Raw genomic sequence first — 21326 nt, 5'->3', positions numbered from 1 at the left:
ACCTAAAGTATGTATATAATTACAGTGTATATATTAAGTGGGATCGTACGTTGACACAAGCAATCTATCAGGGCTTTATTTTATCAAGGCAACAATACTCGCCTAAGAGTAAGCGTGGGATCACGCTTTGCTACTGGCTCGTATCTGACAATGGCCCAATTAAAGTACTAATTGAAAACCAGCAAGCTGTTTTTTTATCCCACAAGATGAACACAATTTTGCACAAAGCATATTAAATAAAGAAAATATAAGTGTTAATTTTAAAACGGTAGAAATGCGCCATTTTAGTGGTGTTGTGTGCATAGGCTGTTATTTTAATGATGTAAGTAACCTTTACAAAGCACGCACATTACTTGAAAAGCACATAAGTATATACGAAGCGGATATACGCCACAGCGATCGTTTTTTAATGGAACGTTTTATTAAAGGTGGTGTATGGGTTACGGGTGAAGTATCTCAAAAAAACGGCTTTATTTTAATTAGCAATGCTAAATTAAAAGCGAGCCCTGAATATACACCCACGCTGAAATCGCTTTCATTAGATATTGAGTGTAATGGTGAGGGCGTATTGTTTTCGGTTGGGCTGGTAGGAAATGGCCTTGATACTGTATTAATGATTGGTGAGCCTCAACAGCATAATCAGCCATTTAATATTGATTGGTGCTTTGACGAGATTAATCTACTACAAAAGCTACAGCAGTATATCAATAATAATGATCCTGACATTATTGTGGGTTGGAATGTCATTGAATTTGATTTTACAGTGTTAAACTCTAGGGCAGAGGCACTAGGGGTAACGCTTAATTTTGGCCGAGATCAGCAGCCTTTAAATATAAAAACAGGGCATTACACTCGCCTCACCTTACCTGGGCGAAGCGTTATAGATGGCATTGATACCTTAAAAAATGCCACTTATCACTTTGATAACTATTCGCTTGCGAATATTTCTTATAAAGTCCTTGGTGAATCTAAACTAATTCAGGCAGATAATCGTTTAAGTGAAATTGTTCGTCAATTTAATGAAGATAAGCTCAACTTAGCAGCTTATAACCGACAAGATTGTATACTCGTTAAGAGGATTTTTGCAGAGTTACAACTCTTTGAATTTGCAATAGTGAGGACTCAGTTAACCGGTCTTGAGCTTGAGCGAATGGGCGGCTCGGTTGCTGCATTTACTAACTTATATTTGCCATTACTACATCGCAGCGGGTATGTTGCGCCAAATTTAGGCGATCACGGTTTATCTTTTGAAAGCCCCGGTGGTTATGTAATGGAGTCAGTGCCTGGGCTTTATAAGAATATACTTGTTTTAGATTTTAAAAGCTTATATCCCTCAATTATGCGAACTTTTTGTATTGACCCTCTTGGGCTTATTAAAGGGTTAGACTCACCTGAAAATGCAATTGAAGGGTTTAATGAAGCCGTTTTTTCACGAAATGAACACCACTTACCGTCGTTAATTAAGCATTTAACACATACACGGCAAAGGGCAAAAGACACAAATCAGCCAATGTTATCGCAAGCTATAAAAATAATAATGAACAGCTTATACGGCGTACTTGGCTCTAAAGGGTGTCGATTTTATGATCCAAGATTATCGAGTTCAATAACATTACGTGGGCATGAAATTATGCAAACAACCCGTAAATGGATTGAAACGTTAGGTTATGAAGTAATTTATGGCGATACAGACTCTATTTTTGTAAAAGCTGACGATCAGCTAAGTGCTCTGAGTTGCAATCAAATAGGCAAAGATTTAACGATCTATATTAATAATAAATGGAGCTGCGATATTAAAGACCGTTTTGGGCTTACTAGTTATTTAGAAATAGAGTTTGAAACCCACTATAGCCCATTCTTTATGCCAACAATAAGAGGTAAAAAAACGGGTTCAAAAAAACGTTACGTAGGACAAATTATAAAAAATGGGATGCCTGAACTTATATTTAAAGGAATGGAAACCGTACGCAGTGATTGGACCGAATTTGCACAAGAGTTTCAAAAAGAGTTATTCAAAACTTTATTTAATGAAAAATTTGAAATAAAACAACTTCACGAGATTATAAGTGACTACACCAAAAGATTGTTCGCAGGTGAATTCGATGAAAAGTTAATATACCGTAAAAAGTTAGGACAAAATCTAAATGATTACGTAAAAAATGTTCCTCCCCAAGTGCAAGCGATTAAAAAGTATAAAGCTAGTAATCCTGATTTTGAAATTAAACGAGGTCAAATTATTGAATATGTTTATTCTGATGATGGGGCGCAATTATACAATGGTTCAAATAATTTTAATTATTCGGTTTACATACAAAAACAGCTAACACCTATCGCTCAAATGGTACTTGATGCCTTGAATTTGAAAGAAATTGAATATCAAGGGGCTCAACTTTCATTTTTATAATTACTTTACAGTTTTCGTATTTAAATAGTCATATTTTTTGTATGAAATTTAACCTACTCTGATATGGGATGAAGTGTTTTTCTCTTTTTTTGTTAAAACTTAGGATTCCCTCATGTTGTTTTGTTAATAATTCCCTGTTTTATGTAATTTAAATTGAACCTTTTTACTTATTTTTTTATTCCTTTAAAACAGCAGGTTACGAATTTGTGTTTTTCTAAGTGATTGATATTTAATTGTGTGTCTAAGCTTTTTTTGTAATTTAAAAGGGTTTAAGGTTAATTGATTGTTGACGTTGTTGTTTCACTGGTATTATCATTCATTACACAATTGTAGCGTTTTGTAACACTTTGCCATCACGTTAGATTGAAAATTATAATTAATAAAATGTATTCTTGGGAGAATCAAATGTTAAATAATCAAGTAACAAAAGCTGTTCGCTTAGCGATTGCTTTTGGTGCAGCATCAACAGCTGCATTTTCAGCAAGTACCATGGCAGCAGAGGGTGCAGGAAAAGTAGAACGAATAGAAGTTACTGGCTCACGAATTAAAAGAACGGATATGGAAGGTGCGAATCCTGTACAAATAATTTCTCGTGATGATCTTGTTACTTCAGGTATCAGTAACGTTGGTGATATTCTTCAAGAAATCCCTTCAGTAGCTGGCGCTGGTACAAATGCAGCAGTTAATAATGGTGGTTCAGGTGCAGTTCGTGTTTCTTTACGTGGGTTAGGTTCTTCAAGAACCCTGATACTCCTAAATGGCCGTCGTATGGTTGCATCAGGAAGTGGTGCTAACTCTTCTGTAGATTTAAGTACAATACCTACAGCAATTATTAAACGTGTTGAAGTCCTCAAAGACGGTGCTTCTGCAATCTATGGTTCAGATGCAATTGGCGGCGTGGTTAACATTATCACACGTGATGACTTTGAAGGCTTTGAAGCTACAGCAAGCTATGACGCGTCAACGCATGGCGGTGATGGTGAAACTAAAAGCTATGACTTTACTGTTGGTTTAACAAACGACAAAGGTGGCGTTGTAGCCAGCGCTTACTATGTTCAGCAGGGCTCTCAGTCTTCTGGCGATCGTGATTGGTCTAAATTTTCATTAGATATGGATCACACTGGCGAAATTTCTAAAGGTGGTTCATCTGCGGGACCTTGGGGCCGTTATGGTGGCATTGATGGCTCAATTGCTGGTGAAGATTGTTCTACGTTTACTCACGGTGCAGCTAATGGACCAGGTCAATCAGATCCAAGTGACTTTGCTAACCCAACAGGCTATGATTGTTACGGAAGCAAAGATGCATATAACTTTGCCCCTGTTAACTTCCATTTAACGCCAGCAGAGCGCTACGGTATATTTGTACAAAGTAATTATGAATTTTCTGAACATGCTCGTTTCTTTTCTGAAATTAGCTTAAACCGCCGAATTTCTGATACTAAGCTTGCTCCATTACCATTAGCACCGCTTGCATTCTTTGGTGTGACTGATGCAAATTATTCTGCGGATAATTACTACAATCAACAGTTTGGTCCTAAAGATCGTAATGGTGACACAGTAGAAATATCTGATTGGCGTCGTCGTATGGTTGAAACTGGTGGTCGAGATACTCAATTCCGCGTTGATACTGTTCGTGCTGTAGTTGGTTTTGAAGGTGATATTAACGATGATTGGGGCTATGAAGTTTCATACATCTTTGGTTCAAGTGATTCTACAACTAAACGAGCTGGCGGCGTAAACTTTGAAAAAGTTACACAAGCTGTAGGTCCTTCGTTCCAAGATACTGATGGAAGTATTGTATGTGGGACTGTAGATAATCCTATCGTAGGTTGTACATCACTAAATGTATTTGGTATCCCAGGAACTGATACTCAAGTTACCCAAGATATGTTAGATTTTATTTCGTTTGAAGCACATGACTTTGGTTCAAATGAACAGCAAATTATTAGTGGTAGCGTATTCGGTAGTGCATTCGAATTACCTGCTGGTAGTTTAGGTATGGCATTTGGTCTTGAGCACCGTGAAGAAAAAGGTGGTGACTTCCCTGATGCTCTAATTGCATTAGGAATTACATCTGGTTCTAGTCGTCAAGAAACATCAGGTAGCTACACAGTAGATGAAGCTTATGCTGAGTTTAATGTACCACTATTATATGACGCACCTTTTGCTAAGGTATTAGAGTTAGATTTAGCAATTCGCTATTCTGATTATGACACTTTTGGTGATACTACAAACCATAAAGTAGGCATTAAGTGGTCTCCTATGGATGGCCTGATGTTCCGTGGAACATCATCTACTGCATTTAGAGCTCCTTCTACTTCTGACCTGTTCTCAGGTGCATCAGATAATAGCCCTGAAGTTTCGGATCCATGTGCTACAAACCCAACATCGTTCTGTATAGCTGATGGTGTTCCAGCAGCTGGTTTTGAACCTATCGGTGATCAGTTATCTTCTACTCTAGGTGGTAACCCAGATTTACAACCAGAAGAAGCTGATATATTTACAGTTGGCGTAGTTTATAGCCCAGAGTTTGTTGATGGTTTATCTTTCACAATTGATTACTGGGATATTGAACTAGAAAATGCAATCAGTTCTGTAGGTGAGCAGCTAATTTTAAACAAGTGTGCCGAAAGCGGTACTTATTGTGATCAAATCACTCGTTATACATCTGGTATTTTAGCTGGTAATTCAAGCGATATTGATAACAGAAATATTAACGTAGGTGGTGTTGAATCATCAGGGTATGACTTCAATATTGCTTATACTACAGATACTTCGATTGGTTCATTATCAACAAGTTTAGATGCAACTTACTATGATGATTACACTATTACTCAAGCTGATGGTTCAACGCTTCAAAATGCTGGCTACTACCGTCGAAATAGTGGTGATGGTAACTTCCCTGAGTGGAAAACAAACCTTAATGTTTCGTTAACTCAAGAAAATTGGTCTGCTACTTATGCACTGCGTTATATTGGTGAAGTTGAAGAGAACTTCACAAATGTTGATCCAGAAGATTTAGCTGATGTTAATTCATCATTTAGAACTGAAGCTGTTAATGTTGCAGGTGTTCTTGATTCTTACGATGTAATTAGGACTGTTGACTCTCAAGTTATTCATAATGCTCGTTTTAGTTACTTCTTTGATAACTACACAACGACATTTGGTATTAATAATATCTTTGACGAAGATCCTCCGTACGCAGCTACAGGATTCAATGATAATACAGACCCTCGTACTTACAATACAACAGGTCGTCATTTGTATTTAACACTTCATGCTAAATTTTAAGTAGTTGTTATTTATTATAACGTCAATACATAAGTATTGACGTTATAATTTAAGGAAATCGAAATGAAAAAGTTGTTAGGTATATTAAGTATCAATTTATTATTACTAAGTGGCTGTACAGCTCTAACAAAGGACGATAACTCTAATTCAAATTTAGTATGTGAAAAAATAGCTGTTACTGGGAGTAATATAAAAAAACGGACTTGTATGTCAAAAGAATTAGCTGAAGAACAACGTAAGAAAAACCAAGATGCTATGAGAGAAATAAATAAAAGAGGGAATATCTACCAAGATAGGACGTAAAACTATAACTTACATTAAATCTATTTGCGGATGCTTTGTGGCGACAGCTTATATTAACTTATTATTTCGTTAGATAATTAAAATTGTGCTACTAGTTATATTTAGTAAACAAGCATATAATAAACAAGAATATAATAAGCAAGCATAACCAAATAAATTTAGAGAGATATAAATGAAAGAAGTCCGATCTTTTATTAAAACTGCATCATTAACAGAGCTTGAAAAAGCTCAACAGCTTATCAATGATGCAATTTCAAAATATACCCAGCAACAAAAAGCAAAACAGGAAGTTTTGGAACTTTTAAAAGAAAAAGGACTTACGCTAGAAGATTTACAAGATGGAGCATCTGACAAACGCACCAAAGTTAAGCCTAAGTACCGCATGGAACTGAATGGTGAGACTATTGAATGGACTGGCCGTGGCCGTCGCCCTAAAGCGTTTGAAGGTGTTGAACTTGAAAATTATTTAGCCTAAAGCTAAATATAAGAGAAGCCGAAACTTCTCTTTTTATCCCTCAATAAAATATAATTAAAGTTTAAAACTCCTAGCTATTATTTGCTAAAATCTCCTCACTCAAACCTATTTGTTTTCCCATGAGCTATAAACTAAGACCTTACCAGCAAGAAGCCGTAGAACGAACTGTTTTACACTTTAGAAAGAGTAATGATCCTGCCGTTATTGTCCTACCAACCGGTGCAGGTAAAAGTTTGGTTATAGCTGGACTTGCCCGTATTGCTAAGCAAAAAATATTAGTGCTTGCTCATGTAAAAGAGCTTGTAGAGCAAAATTCGCAAAAATATAAAAGTTTTGGTTTAGAGGCGAGTATATTTTCAGCAGGCTTAAAAGAAAAATCATTAAACCATCAAGTAACCTTTGCCAGTGTGCAATCACTTTCCCGTAATTTAAATAAATTAAATGAGCATTATTCATTACTTATTATTGATGAATGCCACAGGGTAAATGGGGATAAAAAAAGCCAGTACGGAAAAGTAATAAACAGTTTAAAAGAGTATAACCCTCAGTTAAAAGTATTGGGTTTAACAGCAACACCTTATCGGTTAGGAATGGGGTGGATATACCACCACCATTATCATGGTTTTGTTAAAGGGACTAAAGAAAGCCCGTTTAAAAGTTGTATTTTTGAATTGCCGCTCAGGTATATGATCAAACATAATTATTTAACGCCGCCTAACGAAGTTGATGCAGCAATTAGCCATTATGATTTTTCGTCCTTAGATAGCAATGCATTTGGGCAATATACGACTGATGATATGAATGCGCTTTTAAAAAACAGTGAGCGCGCAACGAAAGCTATATTACAGCAAGTAATTCAATACAGTGAAGAGCGCGAAGGTGTTATGGTTTTTGCCGCTACGGTAATGCATGCTCAGGAAATATTAAGCTACCTACCAGCTCATCAAAGTGCACTTATAACAGGTGATACGCCAAACACTGAGCGCGATAAAATCATTAAGCAATTTAAAGCTAAGCAATTAAAGTATTTAGTTAATATATCGGTATTAACTACAGGGTTTGATGCCCCGCATGTCGACTTTATAGCTATTTTACGACCTACAGAATCAGTTAGTTTATATCAACAAATTGTGGGGCGAGGTCTCAGGTTATCTGAATCAAAAACAGATTGCTTAGTAATCGATTATGCCGGCAATGGTTTTAATTTATTTCACCCAGAAGTAGGCGATAAAAAAGGCGATAGTGATAACGAGCCTGTGCAGGTACTTTGTCCTGGCTGTGGTTTTGCGAATATATTTTGGGGTAAAACTGATTCTGCAGGAAAAGTAATAGAGCACTTTGGCAGGCGCTGTAAAGGGTTATTAGAGGACGATAGTGGCCATAACGAGCAGTGCGATTATCGTTTTAGGTTTAAAGAATGTGAGCAGTGCGGTGCCCCAAATGATATTGCTGCACGACAATGTCATGATTGCGGCGCGGTAATGGCCGACCCTGATGATAAGCTACGTAATGCATTAAACTTAAAAGACGCACTTGTGCTTCGATGTAGTGGGTTATCAGTAACTCTAATTAAAGATGAACTTATTAAAGTAACGTATTTTGATGAAGATGGCGCAAGTTGCGATGAGGTATATAACCTCGCAAATAAAGGCGGGCAATTTATATTTAATAAGCAATTTGGTCTACGAGTAGGACTTGGGCAAACACCTATTAATTTTAAAACTGCAGAGCAAGTAGTAAAAGCACAATTTGAATTAGTACCACCGGATTTTGTTATTGCACGAAAAAGCAAAAAATATGGTTGGAAAGTAGCTGATAAGCTATTTGACTATAAAGGGGGTTTTAGAAAGGCAAATCAGTTAAGCCGCTAAGCTTAACTGATAGAGTACATTGGACTAATACAATTAAAAGGCAATTAAGCCTCGTCACCGTCCATTAATCCCCAGCCATCACCGTATCCATTAAAGCTATTAGCAATGCTTTCAATGTATTGCTCTGCTTGTCCTAAAAGGGTGTGCTCTGGCACCATTTGTACTTGAGTGATTACTTCCCAAACGCCAGTATCTTTACATTTTTCAAGCTCAGCATTTTGAACTAATGCATCAGAGACTATTTCTTTAGCAAATTTTTCAGCATCGGCTTCTTGTTCAAATAAAATAAAAAAATCGACTTGGTGCATTTTATTTAAATCAATGCCAGCAGCGGCTATTTCGGCTAAAAGTTGGCCGTTATCATCATCAGGGAATTGCATTAAAAACTCATTTAAAATTAATTTTTTATTCGTAGGCACTATTGTAACTAAAATATTGTCTTAACGCGTACTAATTTTAATTATGCTGATATTTATTCAAAGTTAAATTTACGCGTTAGATTGTTATTAAGTTAATGTGTTGCTCATTATGGCTATGCTAATATGCGGGTAATTAAACAGTTTTTTGTTAGATATTAAAAGTAAGGATATTTACTTGTTTATTAAGTTTTTACGTTGCATGTGTGTTGTGATCGCTTTAATTGCGACAAATAGCTATGCGGCAGAAAAAGTCATAGAAGATTACGAAATTGAAGGGTTAAGTGGCGATTTAGAAAATAACGTAGCGCTTTACCTCAAGCAGTTAATTGGCGAGAAGCCAACCCGTACACTTCGCCGTTATGCTCAAAAACAAGTACAAAATAGCATCAAAGCACTTGGCTATTATAGCCCGACCGTCGAGGTTATTTATGATAAAGACGACAGCGAGCTAATTGTTAAAGTTGAACGGGGGCCTGCAACTCGCATAGAAGCAATTAATATTACGCTAAACGGTGATGGTCAAAGCGATACCCAATTACAGGCATTGATTAAAAGCAATCACTTAAAGCAAGGTGATGTTTTAAATCATGGTAAATATGACTCTGCTCATAAAAAAATAGAATCGATGCTACTAGAACTAGGTTATTTTGATGCTAAGTGGCCAGCGCGTAAATTAGAAGTATCGCTTAAAAAAAATAGTGCTGTTATTACTTTCATAATTGATACCGGAGTTAGGTATGAGTTTGGCGATATACAAATTGCCAGTAGTACACCCGCTGAAAAATACATACGCTCTATAGCGCCTTTCTCGCAGGGCCAACCTTATAAATCAACACATATTGCTGACTATAACTTGGATTTATCAAGTACCCCTTATTTTGCCAGTGTACGTGTTTATGCTGACATTGCAGCGCGCAAAAACAGCCAAGTACCGATTAAAGTTGAAGTATTACCCAAGCCAGCTAACAGCTATGAAATTGGCGGTGGTTTTAGTACTGACTTAGGGCCTAAGGTGCGTTTTAAATGGAGTAAACCGTGGATCACAGAAGACGGCCATTACCTCGAAACTAATTTCAATGTGGCACAAAAGCAGCAAGATATTTCCATGGCTTATACAATTCCGGTTGATGATCCTAATGATGATTTATGGCGATTCTCTGTCGGTTATAAGCTAGAAGATGAGCTCACAAACGACACTTACAGTGAAATATTAACAGGGCAAGTTCAGCGCCAATGGTTGACCGAAAATAAGTGGGTGCGTACTGCATTTTTACGCCGCGACCAAGAAACCTACCGTATTGGTGATGAAGACGAAGAAAGTACCGAAATGTTAATGCCGGGCATTAGCTACGCGCGCAAAAAATCAAAAGGCGGCACGACTCCTTATTGGGGAGAGCAGTGGCTTATATCTGCTGAGTTTGGCTTAGATGATGTGCTTTCGAGTACTAATCTGATTAGGGTGCAAATGCAACATGCATGGCTACGCACTTATTTTGACCGTCACTTGGTGTTTTTAAAAGCGAATGTGGGGGCAATGCTTGTTGATGATATTAACAACGTGCCATTTTCACTTCGGTTTTACGCAGGTGGCGATCAAAGTGTTCGTGGTTTTGCGTACCAATCAATTTCGCCTGAGAACGATGACGGCGAGCTAATAGGTGGTAAGTATTTACTATCGGGCACGATGGAATATAACTACCAGTTTGCTAAAAATTGGCGAGCAGCTTTATTTGTTGATGGTGGTACTGCGACTAATGATTTTTCTGATTATTTTGAAGTAGGTGCTGGTTTTGGTTTTCGCTATTTAACACCCGTTGGCCCAGTGCGCGTAGACCACGCTTGGGGATTAACAAAAGAAAGTAAAAGCACACGTTTAAGTATTACCATAGGGCCAGAAATTTAATGTCAGTATTAAAAAAGATAACAGCCGCCGTAAGTGCTATTTTTGTCACGTTAGTTGTTGCACTATTTTGTTTGTTATTTACCGCACCCGGTAATCAATTTATTGCTTATAGTGCAAACAAAGCAGTAGATGGACTACATATTGAAATTAAAGATGGTCGTTTTATTTATAATGATGCCTTTAATGTACGCTTTGCTAGCAACGGATTGGACTTTAATGCACAACAATTGAAAATTGATTTGTTTTGGTGGCAGTGCGATGGAATTTGTATAGATAACTTAAGTGCTAAATCTATAAATTTAACATTACCAAAAACTGCAGAGTCACAAGAAGAAGCCCCGACAGAGCCGCTTGAAAAAATCAGCTTACCTTTTAATATTGCTGTAAAAAACATTGCGATCAATAAATTTACGCTAGAGCATCCAAGTGCAAACGTAAGCGTTAATAACTTTAAACTCTCAGCAAAAGCTGAGGGTTCAAAGCTGACGGTTAAAAGCCTGAATATTCCCACCATACTTGTTGCCTTAAAAGAGCAAGAACAAGATGCGAAAACACAAACGGCGCAAAATACTCAAGCGCCTTTAACGCACCTACCCGCATTGCCTAATATAGAATTTACTTCGCCACTTGATTTAGTTGTTGAAGACTTTGAAATTGCTAAAATTACGATTGAGCAAAACGAAGCCCAACATGTTATTGAAAACATCTCGCTGCAATTAAGTGTGGAAGATGCGGTTATTAATTTAGAGTCATTCTCAGCAAAGTATGAACAGTGGCAGCTTAATACGCATCTTAACGCTGAGCTTGCAGGGAATTTGCCCGTCAAAGGGGATGTTGTTTTACAAAGTGATGAGCACCAAGCCAATTTGCAGTTGAATGGCGACTTATCAAATCTAAACTTAAATTTAGAAACGCAGGGACAATATCCGCTTAGTTTAACGGCAACGGCAAATTTAAAGCAAAAAAACTATCCGTTTGAGTTAAATGGCAAAATTAAACAGTGGCTTATTGATGCACAAAGTAATGAGCTTAAAGTGCGAAATGTAAGCCTTAACGCACAAGGTAATGCTGACGACTATCAGCTTAGCCTTCAGGCGAATAGCCAACTAGGCGCGTACCCAGCTGTTGACTTAAATACCCAATTAAAAGGCAGTCTTACCAAAGCAACTTTACAAGCGCTAAGCATTAAAGCAAACGAAAGCAGTGCAACTATAAAAGCCAATGTTGATTGGCAAAAAGGCATACAGGCTAACTTTAATGGCACGGTTGCTAACTTAAAAGCGCAATACTTAACTGATGCCGCTACCAGTGATATTTCAGGACAGTTTAAAGGCTCGTTTAATGCAGCTGACGACAAGTGGCAGCTACAAATGAATAATACAAAGTTAAGCGGATTACTTAACGACGTGCCACTAGAATTTGCCTCAAACTTTAAGCTAGACAACACGTTAAAAGCTAATATTGATAGCTTTTATTTAAGTAGCGGCACCAATAAATTAGCACTAAGCGGGCAAGTTGATGATACTTGGCAAGTTGATGGCAAAGTAACGCTAAAAAGTGATGAAAAAGCTAATATTCCATTTACTGCCGACGGCAACGCAAATTTAAAAGTGAGAGGGGAAAGGTTAACGCCCTCTGTTGATTTAGCACTAATACTCGATCGCTTTATTTTTGATGAAATAAATATTAATAAATTATCAGTAAAAGGGCAGTTAGATACCGCAGCCGATTGGCAAACCGATGTTTCGGTAAGTGTTGGTTCGGCGCTTGTGGCCGAACAACAAATCAATAGTGTTAAAATTGATATTAGCGGCGACAAAACAGATCACCAACTTACGGCATCTGTAGATGCCGAGCAAGGCAGTGTAGAGCTTGAAGTTAATGGCAAAGTTAATAATACCACTTGGAATGGCGAGCTTAGTAATGTAACGCTTAGCGATAAAAAGCTTAGTTTTAGTAATACTAAAAATATTGCCATTATGGTTAATACGCAAAGTGGCGACTTTGATGTGAGTGCACATTGTTGGGCATCTGAGCAAAGTAAATTATGCATAGACACCTTAGCGCAGTCAAAAAATCTCGGTCAGTTAAATGCTAAACTAAGCAACTTAGCACTTGAGGAGCTTAAGCATTTTTTACCTAATAGCATTCGTACTCGCGGTAATATAGCTGGCGATGTAGCACTTAATTGGCAAAGCGGTGCGCTTAAAACATTACGCGCAAATATCGATTCTAGCGACTTAGAAGCGGTGCTTACATCAGAAGAAGATCGTTTTAAATTACCAATCGAAACTCTAACTATTAGTGCGTTTTCGGATTCTCAAATTGGCAAGCTTGAAGCTAATTTAGAATCAAGTGTATTAGGCAAAATTAATACACACATTAATATCGATGATATACAAGATACGCAAGCGCTTAATGGCACCATTAATATCGATAAAATACTCCTTTCAGACTTACAACCTTTTCTTGAAACCCTTGAGCAGTTAAAAGGTGATATTAGCGGGAAAGTGGCGTTAGCTGGTACGTTAAAAGATCCTTTATTAAATGGCGAGCTTAATGTGAGCGATATTAGTTTAGAGGGCGAGCAATTACCTATAGCGCTGCAAAAATCAAATATAAACGTATTGTTTGATAAAACAACAGCCACAATAAAAGGCAACTTAAACGACAATCAGGGCGGTAAAATAAATCTCACCGGTGACGTTGATTGGCAAGGTGCGCAACCTGCTGTAAATGTTGCGGTAGTTGGCGAGCAGTTTTATGTACGCGCGCAGCAAGGGGTTACTTTTAAAGTATCGCCGGATTTAAAAATAGGCTTGGCTAATAATGCACTCAAGCTTGCTGGTGAGGTAGTTGTGCCTTACGGTCGTATAATGATTGAAGAGCTTCCTGAGGGCGCAGTGCAAGTTAGCGATGATGAAATTATTGTTGATCAAAAAACTGAGGCCACCGAAACAGTCCCGTTTGATTACGACATAGATTTAAAAGTGATTGTTAAAAACGATGTAAAAGTAGAGTCGTTTGGCTTGGAATCAAAAGTTGCGGGTGATTTAGCGATAAAAATGAGTCAAGGTGCGCCAATTATAGCCACAGGTGAGCTTAACTTAATTGAAGGTACTTACTTAGCCTTTGGGCAAGATTTAATAATCAGCACCGGGCAAGTCGGTTTTAGCGGTTCAATTGAACAACCATTTTTAAATATTAAAGCAATACGTAACCCCGATACGACTGCAAATGGTGTCATTGCAGGGGTTACGCTCACGGGTAATGTTGAACAACCAACGCTTAAAATATTTTCTGAGCCTGCGATGGATCAAGCTCAAGCACTCGCATATTTACTTAATGGCCAACCTTTAGGCGATGGAGAAAGTTCGTCAAGCGATGCGATGCTTACGCAGTTATTGCTTTCTCAAGGGGTTAGCCGCAGCGAAGGGGTTGTTTCTAAGGTAGGTGAAACCTTTGGGCTGTCAGATGTAAGTTTAAGCTCATCAGGTAGTGGTGATAGCACCAAAGTAGAAATATCAGGTTACGTAGCACCCAGTTTGCAAGTTAAATATAGCGTGGGTGTATTTGATTCGCTCAGTGAAGTGGCTGTGCGATATCAGTTACTTTCACAGCTATACATAGAAATAACGAGCGGGCTATACCAAAATGTTGATGTGCTATATAAGTTTGATTGGGAATAACCAAAACTATAATAATTATAAGGATATAAGCGATGGAAAAAATTATATTGCCAGCTCTGCTTAGTGTTTTTTTGAGCGGTTGTGCTCAACAACTCGGTGATGATGTTGCTAATCAAGAGCTACCCTTATTGAGCGCGAGTGAAGTAATTGCTAGTGCAACAGATAATGACTGGCGAGTAGTGGACGCTCAAAATACTTTAAAGATAACGCTGCCAACGGGCGATGCGTACATTGAGCTTAATGAACAGCTTGCTCCAAAGCACGTTCAAAATATTAAAAAACTAGCGCGAGAAGGATTTTATAAAAATACTAGCGTTTATCGGTTTGTTGAAGGTTTTGTAGCGCAAGGCGGAGACAGCTCGGGTAAAAAGTTAATTAAAACAGCGGATAAAACAGTCCCTGCTGAGTTTTATTTAACAACAAACAAACCACTTTTAATTACTGAGCTAAATGGCGACGGATATGCACCAGTTACTGGCTTTTTAAACGGCTTTGCAGTAGCTCAAAACTCAGCACATACGCAAACATGGCAAGTGCATTGTAGTGGTGTGTTTGCAATGGCGCGCGATAACGATATAAATAGTGCGAGTACGGAGTTTTTTGTAACGATAGGGCAAGGCCCGCGCTACCTTGATAAAAACATTACGGTGTTTGGTCGAGTGCTCGAAGGTATAGAGCATTTTAATCGTTTAGCGCGTACACCAACTGAAGATAAAGTATTTAACCCAATTACCAATATACAAGTACTTGGCGATGTACAAAGCGATAAAAGTATATTTAAAGTGATGAAAACAAACTCATCTGTGTTTAAAAACTTGATCAGTGCTCGTAAAAACCGTATTGAACCATGGTTTGTTAAAGCACATAATTACGTTGATGTGTGTGGTATGCCCATACCCACTAAGCGCGAAGTTATACCAATCCGCAATAATACTTAATCATTTTGCGGGGCTAAACGTGTCGCTACCTGCGTTAAAAAATTCTCATTTACGACTGCATGGATGCAGAAGGTAGAGCAATGCAGGAGCAATTGCCGAGAACAACTAAATAGCGAATTTTTTGCCTAGCTATCAACACGTTTTCCCAGCCTCAAAATAGCTCACTTAATTAAGCGAATTGGTATTAATTAAATATACAAATAGAAAAGGAGCCTAGGCTCCTTTTTTAATACTCATATTCCAGTTTAAAATAACCTACTGACGATTAATTTTAACTGCAAATGGCGTGTCGTTATAATGCGTAGAGCGATACGGGTTTATATCAAGCCCGCCGCGACGAGTATAACGCGCGTAAACCTCTAACTCTTTAATATTAAGTTGTGTTGTTAAATCGCTATAAATACGCTCAACACACTGCTCATGAAATTCGTTATGTGTTCTGAATGAAATTAAGTAACGCAATAACGACTCACGACATATTTGCTCGCCTGTGTATCGTATAATCACACTTGCCCAGTCAGGCTGGGAGGTAATTAAACAGTTCGACTTAAGTAAATGGCTGTAGAGCGTTTCAGTAACTACGTTATCACTTTTTGCTTTAAGTGAATTAGCATCAATATCGTAATTATTAATTTCAATATCTAAGTCATCAATACATTCACCTGGCAGCGCCGTACATGGTAAGCAATTGTAATCATCAGGATTATATAAAGTTACTTTGACAGGGCTGTTAACCGCGTTTGATAAATCATCAATTAAATGCTGTTTTACTACATCAATGCTTTCAAATCGGGTTTGGTTAAAGCTATTTAAATAAAGTTTAAACGACTTTGACTCAATAATATGGCTGCTTTGGCATTCAAAGGTAAATAAGGCCACGGCAACTTGCGGTTTACCTTTAGCGTTTAACCATGAAAGCTCGTAACCAGTCCAAATATCTTGGCCTTTAAATGGCAGCTCTGCTTCGTCAATATTTAAAGCATCACGATTTAGTTTGCGCGCAATAGGGAAAAGCAAGCTTGGCGTGTACACATCTACATACTCAGTAGATTGGCCTAATACGCTACCTTTAAGGTCTGGAGAATTGCTGTAATCTGTCATGTTTGCTCTTAAATAGTTACAATAGGGACATTATATCTAATTTAAATGAGTTTCACAGTATGTCTGTTGCATTGCTTATAGAACAACTTCATCAAACATTTAGCGAAAATACCCTTAAAAACACTACAAAGTACCCACTTATTGCGCACGACGAACAATGGCCAAGCCCATGTGAAGTTGGTGAGGTTGACGAGCAAGGAAACATTCAATGGCAGGGGGCGCGTCAGCAACCTGCAGGTTCGCTTAATGATTTAGCCAGTGCACTAGAACTTGAGTTTCCAAAAGCGCTTAGCGAGCTATACGGACATATGTACGGTGGAAGTATTTTAGCAAGTATTGATGGGCATCAGGTTGAATTACTACAAGCATGGAACGAAGAAGACTTTAATTTGCTACAGCAAAATATAACGGGCCACGTTTTAATGAAACGCAAGCTCAAGCAACCAGAAACAGTATTTATTGGTTTAACTGATCAAGATGATTTACTAGTAAGTGTATTGGTGCACACTGGTGAAGTATGTTTAGAGCACGTAGGCAAAAAAACATACCATGTACTTGCACCTAACATTAATGCTTTTTTAAAGGCATTAGAGGTTTAAAACGTGTTTAATAAATCAGCTTAGCGTCATCACTAAGCTGATTTTAAGCACTCATTAAAGTGGTTATTGAAAATCCCACGATATATTAGACACTAAGCCACACGGCTCACACCTAAAGTCGAATAACCCAAACCACGATTCAGGTAATTTCCAATCGCCATTACAACTAGGGCATTTTCGTTCAAGTTCAGACGCTTTATCTACGCCGCCTACACGGTATAAATAATAATAGGTTGGCTTTTTAGTTAAAAAACTAATTCGCTTTGTTATGTCTTTTCCGCGTCTATATAGGTCGCTTTGGACACTCGATATTTCTTCAAGCGCCGGAAACTCACAACGAGTTGCGCCATTAATTTGAATTTGATCGCAGGCTTGCCAATCTTCTTGCCATTTTATAAGCGTTTTATAGTCACCATTCGCAATTGCCGGAATACGAAATAGCGGCACAGGCAAAAAGTCATCACCACAATAAAGCGGGCTGCACGTATGCACATAGGTTGTGTATAAAATATAACTTGATGGTTCTTTACAGCAATCAGCCCCGTTGGAGTGAATATCTTGTCCGATCACTTTTACTTTTGGCGCAAGTAGCCCAGCACTATGTAACTTTTCGATACTGTGCTTAACAAACGGGCTGTTATTTAGCGGGTGCATTGCATCTTCGGTCGGGCACATTACGCGGGTAATAAAAAATCCATCTTTTAAAACGGTTGAAAATTCTTCCCCCATTATTTGACCATTAAAACGCAGTGCATTTACTAAGCGATTTATTGCTTGTTCGGCTTGTTCTAGGGTGGTGTCTTGGTAGCAATCAAAAGTTAAATCAACAACGAACATTTATAGTCTCAAATTATTTTTGTTCTAGCAGCGCAAGAAGTTTATCGAGTTTTTGCTCAATTCTATCTAATTGACTTGTTTTAAGCTCAGTATTATCTGACTGCTGTGGGTTTCTCATGAAGTTATTAATTGAATCAGGATTGTTTTTATATTGGCTTACTGCTGCAATAATCATCGGCATTGGAACCGGTTGCGCCAAACGGCTTTTAGTTAGTGCTACAGTAGGGGTTTTGCCTTCATCGAGAAGGGCTTTGATTGCATCAAATACAACTGAATTCATTAGATATATAACTCTTTAATAAAATAAATACGCAGCATATAAATGCTGCGCAAATGCTATGTTAGCAATAAATAAGGGAGGGTACATTAAATAAAATTACTTACTTTGACGAATGCGTACATCTAACTCGTCAATTACTTCACTCCAATCTCCATCTTCTGCAAGGGATTCAGCTAAAAAGTGTTGTTGTGCTTCATCCCAAAAAGAAGCTTCTTGGAGTCGTGTTGTGTCTTTTAATTCATGTGAGGCAATAAACGCATCTATTTGCTCATCACTATTTGGTAATCCAAGCTGTGCAAAAAGTGTGTTAATGTCGTGTTTTGTCGTATCCATGATATTGCTCCTTTAAATGAATGAAAACTCATACTAGTGCCTAACTGTACTTCTTGCTAGTTAAACTCTCGCTGAATTTACGGTTAATAATTTTAGGTATATAGTTAGGTTTAAAGTTAAACAGCCTATAGCTAAAATAATAAAGGAAATACAATGAGTGTAACCACACCAGCTGATACGTTCAGCGTACAGTATTTAGCTGCAGAAGATATTAGCACTGCAGCGAGCCTAATTTATCAGGCTTATCATGACGATCCTGTATTACTAAACATGCTTAGCTACAATGACGAAAATAAATCAGTTTACGAAAAAAACTACGATCATTAATTCGCGAAGAACTCAGTAGTTTTTGGCAAGAAAAACAGCCACTAATTGGCCTATACCGCAACGATAAATTAAAAGCAGTAGCGTGTGTATTTGAATCTAATAGCCAATTACAAGCGCAGCGTTATTGGCACTGGCGTTTAAAATTAATGCTGAGTGCGGGCTACTTGCAAACAAATCAATTAATAGATAAAGAACAAACAATTAGAGACGCGCTTAAACAGAAAGGTAATTACTATTTTTTAGCTTTTATTGCCGTAGATCCGCATTTTCATGGGCAAGGATTTGGCCGTTACTTACTACGTGGGCTGGATGACTTAGTTAAATGTAACGCTGAGTCAACAGGGATGGCTGTATTTGTAACACGTAAGGAGCACATTGAATTTTTTAAAACTGAAAAGTTTGAAGCATTTAAACACCTTACTTTTAACCAAGTAGAGGGCGAATTACTGTTTAAATCAATAATTGAGCCAGCTATTTAAAATTATAATGTAAGCCAATGCGCCCAAACGGACATAAGGCCGTGAGACATCTCTTACATTGTTGTGAGCATAATCAGTTTAAGGCTACTATTAAGTGGCTTTTTTTAATTTAAGTTACTGTTATTAATTGTTTATTTTGTTTTTTCATTTTTGTGACGCTTATTTATTTAATGTTAAGTCCTATTACTCACACTCGTTTGCTTTAAACTTTACTTTGTCAAGAAGACATAGCTCAATGATTGAGTTACTGCCAAGGATATGGAATAGGCAACGTAGCGGACGCTAGCAGGAAGCAAAAAGGATAAGTTAACAAGGAAAGCAAGGACGAATAGGAAGTGCAAGGTGCGCTAAAGTAGCAGGAGCTACTTAAAGGATTACCACGGATGATGCTAAAGGATATAGCCAAGCGTTAGATTACGCATAGGCCAAGGTGGCGAGAGGACATGGCAGGATGCAAAAGTGGCAGGAGCTACTTCAAAGGATTACCAGGGATGATGCTACAGGATGTAGCTAAGCGTTAGTTTGCGTGGATTTGCCAAGAAGGTTATGGATATTGCAGGATGCAATGTGAGGGTAAATAAGGCTGTTTACTCGTTCAGGGGATGATAATACGGATTAATAGATAACGGATATCTAGCAGGATGCAGTCCAATTGGGGCGTAACTTTAGTTACGCCTTAGTTTTTGTGTTTGAGTAAATTTAATTTAGCCCTAAATTAAATCCATTTATATTTTATGTGGTGGAACAACCACACTTTTCAAAAACTCATTTTCCATAATTAACACACCTTGATAAGCATTTTCACCGTCGCTTGAAAACTCAAATATAAATTCACTTTTAATGCCTGGCTTGCCGCTCTTTAAAAAACCAAAGCGGCGTTTTGTGCATGCAACACTCATCAACTGCACCTGCAATTGCTCACTTTGACGTTTAGCATGAACGTTCGCCGCTTCTGCCACCTTTCGGTTAAGCCAAAATAAGTAAATTACACTACCAATAAGTATGAACGTCCATAAACTTGCCATTTAAGAGAATAACCTTCCAATTGCACGCGCGAGGGTTTCGCTGCGATTTTCTTTACGTAATAAGCCTAATAAATGCGGGCGAATAGTCGGTATTGCAACTAAATCAGCAAAAATACTTGGAAACAATTCTTCAATTTTTTGATGATGCGCGCAATTATCCATAAATACATGCAAGCGTTCAGGGTTTTCTAATTGCTTAAAACAACGCCCAGCTACCGTTAATAACACATCTGAATCTTGCCCTGCAGGTGAGCTTAGTACAGTATCAACTAATTGAGCGCATAACCCTTGAGCTTGACCTTTTGATGCAGATCTTAGTGCTGCGGTTATAGCCACTGTGTCGTTGTTACTAATTGCGGCCTGCATGTAATCAACAAGTAACTCACTCATTGATGTTGGTATTTCAATGTGTTCAAGCATGGCACTGAGTGGTTGCAGTACTTCAATAGGTAAATGCGCCCATGCTTTTTGCAAATTACTTAAGTTTGTATCGCTGCCCAAGCGCAGTGCAAAATCGGCAATACCCTGCAGTGCAACACTTTGCCAATTATCAAAACCAATTTTACCGCTAAAGTAAAGCTGTGCATGCTCGTAATACTGCGACGCAGGCTGTTTTAATAGTACTTTTACTTGGGCGTTAAATGCCGCTAATTTATTTGCGTTTGGCGTAAAAACATAAGGATTATTATCAAGTTTTCCATCGGCTTGCTCACCTGTAATTTCAGTGCCTAGCGCTTGAATAACCATATCAGCAAAGTGATCGCGACTAGCACTTACCAGCATACTTTGCTCATCAAGTGGAAACTTTAAAAACCATACATAAGGTTCTTTACTGGCTTTAGTATCCCAAAATTGAATAGCGAGCCATGCATGACCAGCAAGTGGGTAAGGGTAAGGCACTTGAGCTTGTTCAATAGCTAAAAATTGTTTTTTATCAAGCTTAGTAATGTGCCTGCCAATATCAAAAGCACGCCACTGAGTACCCGCACCATCTAAAAGCTGACCTAATGTAGCTATTTGATCACTCATTGTTTTCTCAACTGTTTTTACTG

At 38.0% G+C, this 21326-nt stretch carries 15 protein-coding genes and 2 pseudogenes; 10 read left to right on the top strand and 7 right to left on the bottom strand.

The features are described from left to right. The first annotated feature begins 50 nt into the window (after window positions 1–50). From P4S65_RS16115 to P4S65_RS16095, 5 genes and pseudogenes are all read left to right on the top strand, one after another. Window positions 51–2404: pseudogene (locus P4S65_RS16115) on the top strand (DNA polymerase II). Between the two features lie 405 nt (window positions 2405–2809). Continuing rightward, entirely contained in the window at window positions 2810–5695 is a 2886-nt protein-coding gene (locus P4S65_RS16110; protein ID WP_096793432.1) for a TonB-dependent receptor plug domain-containing protein, read from the top strand. A gap of 63 nt (window positions 5696–5758) precedes the next feature. Beyond that, window positions 5759–5998: a hypothetical protein gene (locus P4S65_RS16105; RefSeq protein WP_096793431.1), complete on the top strand. Its 240-nt coding sequence runs from the start codon at window positions 5759–5761 to the stop codon at window positions 5996–5998. A gap of 172 nt (window positions 5999–6170) precedes the next feature. Beyond that, a complete protein-coding gene (locus tag P4S65_RS16100; RefSeq protein ID WP_096793430.1) occupies window positions 6171–6473 on the top strand; it encodes an H-NS histone family protein in 303 nt (100 codons plus the stop codon). Window positions 6474–6592: 119 nt separating this feature from the next. Next, window positions 6593–8344, top strand: coding sequence for a DEAD/DEAH box helicase (locus tag P4S65_RS16095; protein ID WP_337120574.1), 1752 nt, complete (start codon window positions 6593–6595; stop codon window positions 8342–8344). Between the two features lie 44 nt (window positions 8345–8388). On the opposite strand, the gene P4S65_RS16090 is transcribed toward P4S65_RS16095, so the two are convergent. Beyond that, window positions 8389–8724 (bottom strand): ribonuclease E inhibitor RraB, encoded by a 336-nt coding sequence (locus P4S65_RS16090; RefSeq protein WP_007378192.1) that lies wholly within the window; start codon window positions 8722–8724, stop codon window positions 8389–8391. 214 nt (window positions 8725–8938) lie between these two features. On the opposite strand from P4S65_RS16090, the gene P4S65_RS16085 reads away from it, so the two are divergent. From P4S65_RS16085 to P4S65_RS16075, 3 genes are read left to right on the top strand one after another with little or no spacing between them, the layout of a single operon-like run. After that, window positions 8939–10666, top strand: a complete 1728-nt coding sequence (locus P4S65_RS16085) for an autotransporter assembly complex protein TamA (RefSeq protein ID WP_337120573.1) — start codon at window positions 8939–8941, stop codon at window positions 10664–10666. Further along, on the top strand, window positions 10666–14355 hold the full coding sequence (gene tamB / locus P4S65_RS16080) for an autotransporter assembly complex protein TamB (RefSeq protein WP_337120572.1): 3690 nt from the start codon (window positions 10666–10668) through the stop codon (window positions 14353–14355). The genes P4S65_RS16085 and tamB overlap by 1 nt, the downstream gene beginning before the upstream one ends. Window positions 14356–14387: 32 nt before the next feature. Further along, window positions 14388–15293 carry a peptidylprolyl isomerase gene (locus P4S65_RS16075; protein WP_337120571.1) on the top strand — a complete coding sequence of 302 codons (906 nt, stop codon included), beginning with the start codon at window positions 14388–14390 and terminating at the stop codon, window positions 15291–15293. A 255-nt stretch (window positions 15294–15548) separates the two neighbouring features. Here P4S65_RS16075 and queF read toward each other — a convergent pair whose 3' ends face one another. Beyond that, window positions 15549–16394 carry an NADPH-dependent 7-cyano-7-deazaguanine reductase QueF gene (gene queF, locus P4S65_RS16070; protein WP_337120570.1) on the bottom strand — a complete coding sequence of 282 codons (846 nt, stop codon included), beginning with the start codon at window positions 16392–16394 and terminating at the stop codon, window positions 15549–15551. 59 nt (window positions 16395–16453) lie between these two features. Between queF and syd the strand changes: the two genes are divergently transcribed. Then, window positions 16454–16993 carry a SecY-interacting protein gene (syd, locus tag P4S65_RS16065; RefSeq protein WP_337120569.1) on the top strand — a complete coding sequence of 180 codons (540 nt, stop codon included), beginning with the start codon at window positions 16454–16456 and terminating at the stop codon, window positions 16991–16993. A 63-nt stretch (window positions 16994–17056) separates the two neighbouring features. On the opposite strand, the gene P4S65_RS16060 is transcribed toward syd, so the two are convergent. The 3 genes from P4S65_RS16060 to P4S65_RS16050 form a co-directional block, all read right to left on the bottom strand. Then, window positions 17057–17830, bottom strand: a complete 774-nt coding sequence (locus P4S65_RS16060; RefSeq protein WP_337120568.1) for a Zn-ribbon-containing protein — start codon at window positions 17828–17830, stop codon at window positions 17057–17059. A gap of 13 nt (window positions 17831–17843) precedes the next feature. Next, window positions 17844–18110, bottom strand: a complete 267-nt coding sequence (locus P4S65_RS16055; RefSeq protein WP_007378199.1) for a hypothetical protein — start codon at window positions 18108–18110, stop codon at window positions 17844–17846. A gap of 96 nt (window positions 18111–18206) precedes the next feature. Next, window positions 18207–18443 (bottom strand): DUF2789 domain-containing protein, encoded by a 237-nt coding sequence (locus tag P4S65_RS16050; protein WP_337120567.1) that lies wholly within the window; start codon window positions 18441–18443, stop codon window positions 18207–18209. A 153-nt stretch (window positions 18444–18596) separates the two neighbouring features. Between P4S65_RS16050 and P4S65_RS16045 the strand changes: the two are divergent. Continuing rightward, window positions 18597–19249, top strand: a pseudogene (locus P4S65_RS16045) (GNAT family N-acetyltransferase). A 725-nt stretch (window positions 19250–19974) separates the two neighbouring features. Here the strand turns inward: P4S65_RS16045 and P4S65_RS16040 are convergent. Together P4S65_RS16040 and P4S65_RS16035 are read right to left on the bottom strand one after the other, a co-directional pair. Continuing rightward, window positions 19975–20274: a DUF3301 domain-containing protein gene (locus P4S65_RS16040; protein WP_007378202.1), complete on the bottom strand. Its 300-nt coding sequence runs from the start codon at window positions 20272–20274 to the stop codon at window positions 19975–19977. After that, the gene (locus tag P4S65_RS16035) at window positions 20275–21303 is read right to left on the bottom strand and encodes a DUF3549 family protein (RefSeq protein ID WP_337120566.1); all 1029 of its coding nucleotides are present in this window, start codon (window positions 21301–21303) and stop codon (window positions 20275–20277) included. It abuts the gene before it with no gap. Window positions 21304–21326 lie beyond the last annotated feature (23 nt).

Source organism: Pseudoalteromonas sp. B131b (assembly GCF_037162545.1).
GTDB lineage: Bacteria > Pseudomonadota > Gammaproteobacteria > Enterobacterales > Alteromonadaceae > Pseudoalteromonas > Pseudoalteromonas fuliginea.
Note: the sequence above shows the minus strand (reverse complement) of the source record. Positions and strands in the feature narration are given on the sequence as shown.